The following is a 12,091-nucleotide window of genomic DNA, read 5'->3' on the forward strand; positions in this document are numbered from 1 at the left end:
TTTTAAAAGCCTTTTAATAATAAATATTTGATTATGAAGAAAATCCAGATGGTTGATTTACAAAGCCAGTACTATAAAATAAAAAGTGAAGTTGACAATGCAGTTCTGAATGTGATGGATTCTGCGGCTTTTATAAATGGTCCGGAAGTCAAATCTTTCCAGGCAGATCTGGAAAATTATTTGGATGTAAAACATGTGATTCCCTGTGCAAACGGGACAGATGCACTTCAAATTGCTTTGATGGCTTTGGATCTTCAGGAAGGTGATGAAGTTATTACAGCAGATTTTACCTTTGCAGCAACCGTAGAAGTGATTCATTTATTAAAATTAAAATCAGTTTTAGTTGATGTTGATTATGATACTTTCACGATTGATACTGAGGCAATCAAAAAAGCAATCACGCCAAAAACTAAGGCAATTATTCCGGTTCATATTTTTGGACAATGTGCCAATATGGAAGAAATTCTGAAAATCGCTAAAGAACATAATCTTTTCGTTGTAGAAGATAATGCACAGGCAATTGGCTCCGACTTTATTTTCTCAAATGGAACGGAGAAAAAATCCGGAACGATGGGAACAATTGGAACGACATCATTTTTTCCTTCCAAAAATCTTGGCTGCTACGGCGATGGTGGCGCAATTTTCACAGACGATGATGCGTTGGCTCACAGACTCAGAGGAATTGTAAACCACGGAATGTACGAGCGTTATTATCACGATGAAGTGGGCGTTAATTCCAGATTGGACAGCGTTCAGGCAGCAGTTTTGAGAAAAAAACTCCCAAACCTGGATTCTTACAACGAAGCAAGAAGAAAAGCCGCCGATTATTATGACGAAGCTTTTGCCGGAAACGAAAACATCCTGACGCCGAAAAGAGCAGATTATTCTACGCACGTTTTTCATCAATATACATTGAGAATTACCAACGGAAAACGCAACGAACTTCAAAAATATCTTACTGAAAAAGAAATTCCTGCAATGATTTATTATCCTGTGGCGCTTAGAAAACAGAAAGCCTATTATCAGGAAAGTGATCCGGCAGATTTTGTGAATACAGATAAATTGTTGGATGAAGTGATTTCGCTGCCGATGCACACAGAACTCGATGAAGAGCAGTTGAAGTATATTGCGGATTCTGTTTTGGAGTTTTTTGATAAATAATGGAAAAAAAACTCTTCAAGAATCTATTTGTTTATGTAATAGTAATAGCAGTTAGTTCTTTTATATTTTTATTTTTTGGTTATGGACTGATTAGAGAAATAAAACACTTAGAAGCTAATCCTCGTATTGGATTTTTAATATTTGCTATTGCAGTATTTTCTGTTAATTTACTAGGTTTAATATTACTTATTAAAAAGTCAGTATTTGCTATCAGAATATTATCATTTTTATACTTGGGCTTCAGCGCAACATTTTTAATTGTATCAGTAAACAAAGTCTTTCGCAACCAAAGTTTACAAATAAATAATTCTTTAATACCTGTCTTTCTACTTATAATTCTGCCTCTATTAATGTTTTTTTTAATTAATAGATTTAAATTTATTAAACAATCCTACCAAGAAATAGAAGATATTGGAACAAATTAAAAATAAAGTTAAACTATGTCCATACTCGTAACAGGCGGCCTCGGCTACATCGGTTCTCACACAGTTGTGGAATTGATCAATAATAATTTTGAAGTCATCATTGTGGATGACCTTTCAAATTCAGAAAAATTTATTCTTAATAATATTGAAGAAATAACTGGCAGACGTCCGATTTTCTATCCATTCGATCTCAGAAGAAAAGAATTGTTGACTCAGGTTTTTGATGCTCATCAGATTGATGGTTGTATTAACTTTGCCGCCTCAAAAGCAGTAGGAGAGAGTATGGTGGAACCATTGGATTATTATGAGAACAATTTGTTTTCATTGGTAAATGTTCTTCAGGAATTCAGAAAAAGAGATATTTCAAACTTTATTTTCAGCTCTTCTTGTACTGTTTATGGGCAAGCAGACGAAATGCCGATTGACGAAAATACACCTTTGAAAGAAGCCGAATCTTCCTACGGGAAAACCAAGCAAATGGGTGAGGATATCTTGAAAGATTTCTCAAGGGCTTATCAGAAAAGAGTCACTTTACTCAGATATTTCAATCCAATTGGTGCGCATCCATCGGCTTTGTTAGGAGAATTACCAATTGGGATTCCCAATAATCTCGTTCCATATGTAATGCAGACTGCCGCAGGAATCAGAGAAAAATTGAGCATTTGGGGAGACGATTATCCAACGGAAGATGGAACGGCAGTTCGTGATTACATCTATGTTGTCGATTTGGCAAAAGCACACGTTGCTGCCCTTAAAAAATTATTGAATTCCGAAGAAGAAACTGTTCTTGATATTTATAACTTAGGAACAGGAAAAGGCTCATCAGTTTTGGAAGTAGTAAAAGCTTTCGAATTGGCTAATGATGTTGCCGTTCCATACCAGATCTGTCCAAGGAGGGAAGGTGATATCACGGTAGCTTATGCTAATGCTGACAAAGCCGAAAAGGAATTAGGCTGGAAATCCGAAACCACTTTGGAAGAAGCACTCAGGACCACTTGGGAATGGCAAAAATATTTGAAAGAAAGAACACATTAATACAATCAAAACCAATCATTACGATTGGTTTTTTTTATTTACATTTCTCAGCAAAACTGAAAATACTGTGCAAACTAACCTCAGAAAAACTCTTGGATTTGATCTTAGAAGCATTGATCATCGCTTTTGCCAAAACCGACGTTGGCAAAGGTTGCTGACTTTTGAAAAGTCCCAATTTGTTGACAAACTTCAAAGCCTTCAACCCGAAAACCTCGCCACTTCTGTCAGAGTTTTTACGCTCCAGCATTCCCGGTTTGAAGAAGGTCGTTTTCTCAAATTTCAGATTCTTGATGGCTTCCTCCAATTCACCTTTCATTCTGGAATAAAAGATTTTAGAATCCGGACTTGCGCCATAAGAAGACACCAAAACAAAATCCTCCACCTGATTTTCCTTTGCCGCTTTCGCGAAATTATATTGATAGTCGTAGTCGATTTTCCACTGGTTATCCTTGCTTCCTGCAGACTTCAAAGTCGTTCCCAGACAGGCAAACGCCACATCACCTTTCACAAGATGTTTCCATTCTTCCGGTCGGTCAAAATCTACGATGTGTGCAGTAATTTTATCATTATGAAAATCGGAACGGCGTCGAACAAAAATATCGATCTGCTCAAATTCAGGGTCGTGCGAAAGTTGATCCACAAGATCTTTCCCCGTTGCGCCAGTTGCGCCAATTACCAAAGCCTTCATAATTTTAAGATTTGATAATAAAGTTAAGCAATATTTTCGGATTTACGTTTGAGAAGATTTTAGGAAAAGAGAAGAACAAAGATTTTTGACTTTTGCAATCTTTTTATAACCACAAAAGTCGCGAAAGTTTTACTTCATTTTAAGATTATAAAAAAAAAGAAATCAGTTACTTTTGTGACTTTTGTGGTTGAACTTTTTTTTAATTCAACTGATTGCGATATTCCGCCCAAATGATCTTGAACCACTCCGTAAAATGCTCAGGATTCTCAGTGATTTCCTTTTCAAGGTCTTGGATAGAAACATAGCGGATCTCAGAAACTTCATCCAAATTCAAATCAAATTCTCCCGAGAAATTTCCCGTGAAAACGTGATCCAACTCGTGCTCCCAAAGTCCTTCACCAACATCCGCTTTGTAGATAAAATGGAATTTCTCCGTCAGCTCACAATCGATTCCCAATTCCTCTTTTGTACGTCTTTTCGCGCCGTCCAGATAAGATTCGTTTAGGCGTGGATGCGAGCAACAAGCGTTCGTCCATTGGTTTGGCGAGTGGTATTTTTTGTTGGCACGTTTCTGCAAAAGCATTTCGCCTTGGTCATTGAACAAAAAAACAGAAAATGCACGATGCAAAAGCCCATTTTCGTGTGCCTGCATTTTTTCCATTTGCCCCAAAACATCATCGTTCGGATTTACCAATACCACTTTTTCCATAGCACAAAAATAAGGATTTTAAATGTAATTATTTGGAGCTGTTTCCCGCTTTCCACTATATCTTTTTTGTTTTTAGAATGTTTTGTCATCCAAATTAGGATTTGCATAAAAACAAAAAAGGATGCCGTTGCAATCGGGGCTATGGGATTTGTCGGAAGTAGGGATTTTAAGATTTTTTATAAAGATAAACTCTTTTCTTTTCCCATTTTTTTCTATCAGAATAATACTTGCCAAATTTCACAAGTTTTCCATTATCAATTCTATAACTAAAAAGTCTGTTGCCTTTAATTAGATATTTAAGATGATATGCAAAGCCAGATTCATTCTTTAAATTGTAATTGTGATAATTTCCACTCAGCATTTCTGATATACTAAGACTGTCAGATTTACTTTCAATATCACCTTTGTTTTTAGTGAATTTTAAATAAATATTTTTATCCTTAATTCTATATTTTCCGGTTAAATCTGTATTAACTAAATCGCCTGCAAAATTGTATTCAAAAGTTGAATCCTTTTTTAGTTCAATCGTAGTTATAAAAAATCCTAAATCAGCAAAATTAGATTTGTAAATTCCGCTCACATCTTTTTTTGATGCACAAGATGCTGTTATTAAAAATAATAAAACAAAGACAAGATTCTTCAAATTATTTATTTTAAACTTACAAACTATTTTTCCATTCATTAGTAAAATCAATAAAATCCGCAACAGACAATTCCTCCGCACGGATGTCAAGAAAACGATGCGAACTCATAGCTTCAGGAATTCCAAGAACTTTTAGAGAATTGCTCATCTTCTTGCGTCGTTGTCCAAATCCAGCTTTCACGATTTGTTTGAAGAGAACTTCATTTCCTTCCAATCCAGGTTTTAGATTTCGCTTCATTCGGATAACGCCGGATTTCACTTTTGGTGGTGGATTGAACACATTTTCGTGAACCGTGAAAAGATATTCCACATCATAATAAGCCTGAACCAAAACTGACAAAATTCCGTAATCTTTTGTCCTTGGAACACCAGAAGTCCGCTCGGCAACTTCTTTCTGGAACATTCCGCTCATTTCCGGAACGTATTGGAAATTATCAATGATTTTAAACAAAATCTGAGACGAAATATTATAAGGGAAATTCCCAATCACTGCCAATTCTTCGCCACCAAAAACTGCTGGAATATCAGTCTTCAGAAAGTCGCCAACGAAATGCCGTTCTTCTAATTTTGGATAATGTTTTTTTAGATAATCGATGGACTCGTTATCGATTTCCGCAACGTAGGTTTCAACGTCTTTTTCCAGAAGGAATTTTGTAAGAACGCCCATTCCCGGACCAACTTCCAAAACTTTTTTGTAACCTTCCAAAGAAAGCGAATCTACAATGTCACGTGCGATATTCTGGTCTGTAAGAAAATGCTGACCAAGGTGTTTTTTTGCTCTAACGTCCAATTCCGATTTTTTGCAAAGATAAGGTAATTATAGTAGAATTCTTCAACCACAAAAGTCACAAAAGAAAATGTAGAAAAATATTCGCAAAGAACAAAAAAGGTTAATCTTTGAAGTTTTCTTTTGTTGACTTTTTAAAACTTAAGAAACAAAAAAAACTTTTGTGCCCTTTGTGGTTTATTCTCAATACATCTTAATTTTCACACAAGTCGGATGATTAATTTTTACAGGTTTCCCAACTTTTTTCAACATTCCGGTTTCCAGATTTCTTTTGAAAACAGTTACACTATTTGAATTAACATTCGTTACAATAATGAATTTTCCTGTTTCATCTATCGCAAAAGTTCTTGGATGTTTTCCTTTCACAGATTGATAGCCGATAGATTCCAAAGTTCCATCTTCTTTGATATTGAAAATCGCAATATTGTTTTCTTTGCCTCTGTTGCTGGCGTATAGGAATTTTCCGTCTGGCGAAATGTGAACATCGGAACTTTCAAATCCTTCTTTGATTTTGTCTGGATGTGTCGCAATCCTTTGAATTTCTTTCAGCTTGTTTTCCGAGAAATCGTAAACCGAAATCATTCCAGCCAATTCTTCAATCGAGTATGCCAATTTACCATCTTTGCTGAACGTGATATGTCTTGGTCCGCTTCCAGGTTTTGTGTTGATAAATGTACTTTGGCTGTCTATCAAAGGTTGTTTCTGATTGGTATCAAAAGGATATTGCAAGATTTTGTCGGCACCCAAATCTGCAACGAGCAAAGTCTTATAATCTGGCGAAAAAACAACAGAATGTGTGTGCGCTTTGTCCTGTCTTTTCGGGTTGACACCGCTTCCTTCTGTAAACGTAAAATGTTGCGCTATCGAATCGATTTTTCCATTTTCAAGAATTGGGAAAACTGAAATCGTTGGAATGTTATAAGTCGCATTAATGAGCCATTTTCCACTATTATCAACATTCACATAAACTGGATTTTCACCACCAGTTTTTTGTTGATTCAGGAAAGTCAATGATTTTTTGTCCGCATCAAAAGCGAAAGCACTTACTGTTCCGCTTGGCATTTTGGCGTCGGATGAGGCGTAAACATATTTTCCATCATTGGAAACTGTGATGTAGCCTGGATTGATAACATCTGAAGATGAAGCTACTTTGGTCAATTTTCCGGATTCCGTATCGAGTTCATAAACATAGACCGCTTCCGAACCTTTGTCCCAATTGTAAGAACCGAAGAAGACAAATTCTCTCTGAGAATAAAGACTTGTGAAAATTAAAAAACTTAGAAACAGACTGACTTTTTTGAAATTCATTGGGCTGGATTTAGAGGATTTCTGTCTCAGATATTTTTTTCAAATCTGATACTCAACAAATTTCCTAAAAATTCGCCTGGAAACCAAACTGAATACCAAATTTTCTAACCTCGGAAGTCGCAGAAGTATTATGATTAAGGTAATTTCCTCTCCAGTTGAAATCCAATCTCAACAATCTGAAATTCCCCCAACCGATATTCTCAATCCCGAAACCATATTCGTAGTAAGGTTTGTTTGGAGCGCTAAGGTTCAGATTTCCTGCATTCATCGAAATAGTTTCTGGTTTCAAACTTCCAATTCCTGAGCGGAAAAAGGCAACTTCACGCAATTTTAGTTTTTTTATTAAGGGAATCTGAGATAAAATCTTTCCATTGAAGTGATGTTCCAAAAACATCACGGCGTAAGAATCTGCCACGAATTCATAATAATTCATCAAAGAAAAAACACCTCTCACCAAACCGTAAGATTGATTGGCCGGCATTACATTTTGCAATGCGAGTGGGAGAGCATCGAAGTTTTTCCCAACTTCTACATTGGCAAACAATCGTCCCCAATTTCCTAATATCACCGGCTGATAATAGTAAAATTGTAATTTGTTGTAGTTATAATCAGAATTGAAAACGCCGCCCATACCTTTTGTATATTTTAAAATGATGGATGGATTAGTTGCCAAAGCTGTCATCTCGTAACGGTCTACACCATAAGTTGAGAACTTGATTCCGGGTCTGAATATCAATGTTGTGGTAAATCGGGTATCATTCAAATCATTTCTTAAAACACCTTGTCTGTAATAATTGATGTTAAACAGATTAGAATCAGCCGATTTAATATTCTGAGTGGTTGCATCCAATCTCACCTGGAAGTTTTTCCAAGGCTCGATGCTTGTAAAAATGTTGGTTTGATTCACGGAACTCATAGAGGTTGTTTCGCCACTGTTCAAAACCGAAGAAGAAGCGAATGACCTGGTCATAATTCCTTCATCCGTTGTCAATTGAACACCAAGTTGTAAGACATCTTTTCTGTAACCAGCACCGATCATAAATCGGTTTTCCTTGTTGAACATATATTTGGCCTCACCACCGAATTTCCATTTCTGATCTCGGAAACCATACGCGGTATAAGCCTGTATTCTCCACATATCATTTTTACCGTGATAGGTTCTGAATCCGCCTCTTAGACGTACACCTTCAATATCATTATAACCAAAAGACTGGAAGATATTCCCAATATCAATGCCGTTGCCAATGTGAAAATATCCGGAATTGCCAATTTCTACGATTTTTACAATCTTTTTGTACTTAGGATTTTCTTGCAGCTCATCATACATTTTATAGATGTTTTGATCACTTTCTGTCAGCGCTTCGGTTCTGTTGGCCTGCCAGTAACTTTCGTCTTTGGCCACCATCTCGTCTTCCGCTATGACAATTTTATTCAGGAATTCGTCGGTAATGCCTTTATCAAATTCGTAATCAGAATAATTGGCTGTTCGCCTTGCTATGATGGATTTCGCTTTGTCTTTATCATTTGTTACAAGATTGATCGTCGTTTCATTTCTTGTTGGGATGAATGTGGAATCATCAGGATTATCAAACTCCAGATCAGTTGAAATTTTCTTAACGAAATTGATGTTGATCTTTTTGTTGGTTTCCATTTCCACCTTCATCACATTATATTTGTCCATCGAAATATAAAGTCTGCCTTTCAGCGCAAGAGCTTCAGGGTTTTTCGGTGTGAATCTGATTTCGTAACTTCTAACGGTATTGACCTCGATCGTATCTGTGATATTATAATCAAAAACGCCGAAACCATCTGTGGAAACAGGACTTACAAAACCAATATTCAGATAATTGATTGTGTTATCATAAATATTGATGTCTTTGTACATACCTTGGACAGTTTTCGTCACGATCTGATTGTTCTTCAATCCGGAAAGTCGTGTCGCCAAAAGATCCTTACGTTCTTTTTTCGGATCATTTTTTCCATACGTTTCAAAAATACTTTCGGTGATGAAAACCGGTAAAACTGCTTTGCCGGCAATCTCGGAAGAATCATTGTATTTGAAGATGATAGAGTCCATTCCTTTGAAAGCTCTTTTCTTTGTGAAAGCGCTGTCGATATTATCCAGGCGGAAATCTATCTTTTCGTAGGTTTTGTATTTGTAATCTTTGTGGAGAAGCAATCCGTTGGATTTTTTCTTTTTCCAAACCTCGCGCATAATGGCGTAGGCAGGATTCTCCTTTTTGTTTTTGTATTTTTTAACGCCCTGGATTACGACGTTTTCGATTTCGTTTTCTTTGTCAGTCTGCGAGAAAAGCAAACCGGTAACGAAGATCAGAAAGAAAGAGAGAATAAATTTTTTATCAAGCATCGATTTCATCAAGCATTAACTATTAGTAACTGTTTTTTGTTTTAAATATTGTTTTGATGTTAAACCTATTTACCTTTTTCATAAAATATAACATTTACAGGACTGCAAACAGGAATAGATTTTCCAGTTGCGGTGAGCAATCCGGTTTTTAGATCACGTGTGAAAATATTGATTCGGTTGGTGTCCTGATTGGCAATCAACACCAATTTATTGTTTGGACTGATGGTGAAGTTTCTGGGATTTCGGCCAATGGTTTTCGTTTGCTGGATCTTTTTTACCGTTCCATCTTTTTTTCTTTTGAAAACGGTGATGTCATCTGCATCATCACGATTGGTCACGTAAACAAACCTCTCATTATTAGAAAGATGAATATCCGCCGCGCGAAAATTAAATCTAACTTTTCGGGACAACAGGGTTTCTTCCTGGATCAATTCGAGTTTACCTTCATTGAAACTTAAAACAGATAAATCACCGCTCAATTCCTGAACGAGATAAATCAATTTTCCTGTTTTATTAAACGCAATATGTCTTGGTCCAGAGCCTTTTTTCGCGTCAAATTCTCCAGCTTTTTCTAAAACCTGTTCGCCTGTTTTATTATATTTAAAGATGTAGATTTTGTCTAATCCAAGATCGGTCGCCAAAACATATTGATGATCCGGAGAAAACTGAACCTGATGAATGTGCGATTTTTCCTGACGTTTCGGATTCAAACCAACGCCTTCAAATTTAATATTCTGAAAAACCTCTGACAATTTACCATCCACATAACGTTTGAAAACATTGATGCTTCCGCCAGAATAATTGGCTGTGATGACATTCTGGTCGTCAGAGATCAGGAAAGCTGGGTCTTCGCCTTGGGTTTTCTTTTGGTCTTTTTTAATTAATTTTCCATCGGTTTCATCAATCGAAAAAGAAGTGACTGTACTTTTATCGCCATCTTCGTTGACTGAGAAAAGAAATTTTTTGTCCGGACTCAAGCTTACAAAGCTTGGATTGATGACGTTTTCTGTATGGAATTTGAGATTGTATTTGTAAGTATTCTCATCAAAATCAAAAATGTAGATGCCGCCGCTGTTACACTTATCGCTATTGGTGTAAGTTCCTACGATGATAGTATTTTGAGCTGAAAGATTGGTCATAAAAATGATTGAAAAGATACAGGTGTTCCAGAGTTTCATTCTAAAAATTGATGGCAAAAGTATATTTTTTGCGAATTTATTATATATAAAATTAAGCCAAACGATATTTGTGATAAATTAACTTTATTTGATGGGAAAAGTCTTCAAATTTGCATTAGTGGATCTGTAAATTTAATTTTGTCAAAAATCTTGCTATGACTTGGACCGAAGTTCTGAAACCGATTAAAAAAAGTTCTTATTTTACCAATCTTTGGGAGAATGTGAAACTGGAATTTAATTCTAAAAAATGCTTTCCACCACCGAAGCAGATTTTCCGTGCTTTGGAACTGACGGAATTCGATGATGTGAAAGTGGTCATCATCGGGCAAGATCCATATCATAATTATGGACAGGCCAACGGACTTTGTTTTTCTGTTTCCGAAAACGTGAAAGCGCCACCATCACTCAAAAATATTTTTATCGAATTGAAAGATGATATTGGCGTAGAAAGGAAAAGTAATGATCTGCAAGACTGGGCAAGGCAAGGTGTTCTGCTTCTGAATGCAACTTTGACCGTGCAAGCTCACGAACCAAATTCTCACAAAAATATCGGCTGGGAAACTTTTACGGATTTTATTATCAAGCAAATTTCAGATCAAAAAGAAAATGTGGTCTTCGTACTTTGGGGCGCATTTGCACAAAAAAAGGCCTCGCTGATAGACGAGACCAAACATTTTATTATACAATCCGCACATCCTTCACCGTTCTCTGTTTACAGAGGATTTTTTGGAAGTCATCCGTTTTCAAAGATCAATAATTATCTTAAGGAAAAAGGGAAAGAGACTATTGTTTGGGGATGATTAGGTTAGAGAGTTTAAGAGTTTGAGAGAAGATTTAATTTTCCTTTTCGTACTTGAAGCTGACTGTTACTGGCTCTTCTTTTCCGCCAGGCTGGGGTTTTAATTCTACCAATGTGAATTTGTAGCCTGAAAAATTAAAAGACTTAGTCACATTTTTCTGAAGAAAATCTCTTGTAGCCACTTGAAAATTCTGTTTTTGATTTCCGGAAACCGCATCAACACTGATTATAGCGATGCCTTCCCAAACACAGGTAACATCCACAGGACAGCGGCTCTCTTCCACAACTTCTCTAAACTGAATCGCTACTTTAGAATTAGGGATTTTCGCTTGTTGTTCCAAACCGATTGTGACTGTATTGTTTGCTACAGTTGCTGTTTCAGTTTGCGAAGTTTGTGTTTTGCAATTGCTCATTAATAATAAAAGCGGAATGCAGAAAATGGTTTTGATATTCATCATTTTGATTTTTAAAAGAAGATATAATAACCAACCACCAAAAACATTGCCAGTCCAACCATCAGATTGAATCCAGTTCCGTAGATGAATCCGATAAAAGCACCTTTCATAGAGTTAAATGCTTTTTTTCTGTCGTTGAAATCGTGAAGTAACTCTCCTACAAAAACCCCGATTAACATTCCAAAGAAAAATCCAAACGGAGGAAAGAAAAATAATCCTAATAAAGTTCCTACTATGGAACCAATACTTCCGTACCGTGTTCCGCCGTATTTTTTGTTTGTTTTTGCTGGGATGACGTAATTCAAAACGGTGGAAATGATCGTTAATAAAACAAATATCCAGACGTAGATCATCGGCATTTCGTTTTCCGTTCCGAATTTGAAGATTAGAAGCCCGCAAAGACTAAGTAATAATCCCGGCAATACGGGAAGAAAAGTTCCCAATAGTCCTATGAAAAGAAGTGCTAATGAGACAATGTTGATTAAGGTTGGATCCAATTTTATAATTTTATTAAAAATACAATATTCAGAGTAAA

The 12,091-nt window shown here is 36.2% G+C and carries 13 protein-coding genes; 4 read left to right on the forward strand and 9 right to left on the reverse strand.

Annotation, left to right across the window (positions count from 1 at the left end):
• The first annotated feature begins 33 nt into the window (after positions 1-33).
• Genes LUD75_RS14060 through galE form a run of 3 tightly spaced genes read left to right on the forward strand, consistent with a single transcriptional unit; the run spans position 34 to position 2,621 of the window.
• Positions 34-1,161 carry a DegT/DnrJ/EryC1/StrS family aminotransferase gene (locus tag LUD75_RS14060; RefSeq protein WP_232706401.1) on the forward strand — a complete coding sequence of 376 codons (1,128 nt, stop codon included), beginning with the start codon at positions 34-36 and terminating at the stop codon, positions 1,159-1,161.
• Entirely contained in the window at positions 1,161-1,586 is a 426-nt protein-coding gene (locus LUD75_RS14065; protein ID WP_232706402.1) for a hypothetical protein, read from the forward strand. The genes LUD75_RS14060 and LUD75_RS14065 overlap by 1 nt, the downstream gene beginning before the upstream one ends.
• A 15-nt stretch (positions 1,587-1,601) precedes the next feature.
• Entirely contained in the window at positions 1,602-2,621 is a 1,020-nt protein-coding gene (gene galE / locus LUD75_RS14070; RefSeq protein ID WP_232706404.1) for a UDP-glucose 4-epimerase GalE, read from the forward strand.
• Between the two features lie 34 nt (positions 2,622-2,655).
• On the opposite strand, the gene LUD75_RS14075 is transcribed toward galE, so the two are convergent.
• The 7 genes from LUD75_RS14075 to LUD75_RS14105 form a co-directional block, all read right to left on the reverse strand.
• On the reverse strand, positions 2,656-3,309 hold the full coding sequence (locus LUD75_RS14075; protein WP_034964387.1) for an NAD(P)H-binding protein: 654 nt from the start codon (positions 3,307-3,309) through the stop codon (positions 2,656-2,658).
• A 199-nt stretch (positions 3,310-3,508) separates the two neighbouring features.
• The gene (gene idi, locus LUD75_RS14080) at positions 3,509-4,018 is read right to left on the reverse strand and encodes an isopentenyl-diphosphate Delta-isomerase (protein ID WP_232706405.1); all 510 of its coding nucleotides are present in this window, start codon (positions 4,016-4,018) and stop codon (positions 3,509-3,511) included.
• A 166-nt stretch (positions 4,019-4,184) separates the two neighbouring features.
• Positions 4,185-4,661 (reverse strand): hypothetical protein, encoded by a 477-nt coding sequence (locus LUD75_RS14085; protein ID WP_232706406.1) that lies wholly within the window; start codon positions 4,659-4,661, stop codon positions 4,185-4,187.
• Between the two features lie 16 nt (positions 4,662-4,677).
• Positions 4,678-5,451 carry a 16S rRNA (adenine(1518)-N(6)/adenine(1519)-N(6))-dimethyltransferase RsmA gene (rsmA, locus tag LUD75_RS14090; RefSeq protein ID WP_232706408.1) on the reverse strand — a complete coding sequence of 258 codons (774 nt, stop codon included), beginning with the start codon at positions 5,449-5,451 and terminating at the stop codon, positions 4,678-4,680.
• Positions 5,452-5,631: 180 nt separating this feature from the next.
• Positions 5,632-6,756 carry a lactonase family protein gene (locus tag LUD75_RS14095; RefSeq protein ID WP_232706410.1) on the reverse strand — a complete coding sequence of 375 codons (1,125 nt, stop codon included), beginning with the start codon at positions 6,754-6,756 and terminating at the stop codon, positions 5,632-5,634.
• A 64-nt stretch (positions 6,757-6,820) separates the two neighbouring features.
• On the reverse strand, positions 6,821-9,124 hold the full coding sequence (locus LUD75_RS14100; RefSeq protein WP_232706411.1) for a DUF5686 family protein: 2,304 nt from the start codon (positions 9,122-9,124) through the stop codon (positions 6,821-6,823).
• 65 nt (positions 9,125-9,189) lie between these two features.
• Positions 9,190-10,302, reverse strand: a complete 1,113-nt coding sequence (locus LUD75_RS14105; RefSeq protein ID WP_232706413.1) for a lactonase family protein — start codon at positions 10,300-10,302, stop codon at positions 9,190-9,192.
• A 155-nt stretch (positions 10,303-10,457) separates the two neighbouring features.
• On the opposite strand from LUD75_RS14105, the gene LUD75_RS14110 reads away from it, so the two are divergent.
• Positions 10,458-11,102 carry a uracil-DNA glycosylase gene (locus tag LUD75_RS14110; protein WP_232706414.1) on the forward strand — a complete coding sequence of 215 codons (645 nt, stop codon included), beginning with the start codon at positions 10,458-10,460 and terminating at the stop codon, positions 11,100-11,102.
• A gap of 34 nt (positions 11,103-11,136) precedes the next feature.
• Here the strand turns inward: LUD75_RS14110 and LUD75_RS14115 are convergent, their stop codons facing one another.
• Both LUD75_RS14115 and LUD75_RS14120 read right to left on the reverse strand, forming a co-directional pair.
• Positions 11,137-11,559, reverse strand: coding sequence for a hypothetical protein (locus LUD75_RS14115; protein WP_232706415.1), 423 nt, complete (start codon positions 11,557-11,559; stop codon positions 11,137-11,139).
• An 8-nt stretch (positions 11,560-11,567) separates the two neighbouring features.
• Positions 11,568-12,053 (reverse strand): DUF456 domain-containing protein, encoded by a 486-nt coding sequence (locus tag LUD75_RS14120; RefSeq protein ID WP_232706417.1) that lies wholly within the window; start codon positions 12,051-12,053, stop codon positions 11,568-11,570.
• Positions 12,054-12,091 lie beyond the last annotated feature (38 nt).

Source organism: Epilithonimonas sp. JDS (assembly GCF_021261315.1).
In the GTDB taxonomy this organism is placed as follows: domain Bacteria; phylum Bacteroidota; class Bacteroidia; order Flavobacteriales; family Weeksellaceae; genus Epilithonimonas.

Bases quoted from the DNA above. Each gene is read 5' to 3' on its own strand.
- LUD75_RS14060 (WP_232706401.1), top strand. From the start codon at position 34: ATGAAGAAAATCCAGATGGTTGATTTACAAAGCCAGTACTATAAAATA.
- LUD75_RS14065 (WP_232706402.1), top strand. From the start codon at position 1,161: ATGGAAAAAAAACTCTTCAAGAATCTATTTGTTTATGTAATAGTAATA.
- galE (WP_232706404.1), top strand. From the start codon at position 1,602: ATGTCCATACTCGTAACAGGCGGCCTCGGCTACATCGGTTCTCACACA.
- LUD75_RS14075 (WP_034964387.1), bottom strand. From the start codon at position 3,309: ATGAAGGCTTTGGTAATTGGCGCAACTGGCGCAACGGGGAAAGATCTT.
- idi (WP_232706405.1), bottom strand. From the start codon at position 4,018: ATGGAAAAAGTGGTATTGGTAAATCCGAACGATGATGTTTTGGGGCAA.
- LUD75_RS14095 (WP_232706410.1), bottom strand. From the start codon at position 6,756: ATGAATTTCAAAAAAGTCAGTCTGTTTCTAAGTTTTTTAATTTTCACA.
- LUD75_RS14100 (WP_232706411.1), bottom strand. From the start codon at position 9,124: ATGCTTGATAAAAAATTTATTCTCTCTTTCTTTCTGATCTTCGTTACC.
- LUD75_RS14105 (WP_232706413.1), bottom strand. From the start codon at position 10,302: ATGAAACTCTGGAACACCTGTATCTTTTCAATCATTTTTATGACCAAT.
- LUD75_RS14110 (WP_232706414.1), top strand. From the start codon at position 10,458: ATGACTTGGACCGAAGTTCTGAAACCGATTAAAAAAAGTTCTTATTTT.
- LUD75_RS14115 (WP_232706415.1), bottom strand. From the start codon at position 11,559: ATGATGAATATCAAAACCATTTTCTGCATTCCGCTTTTATTATTAATG.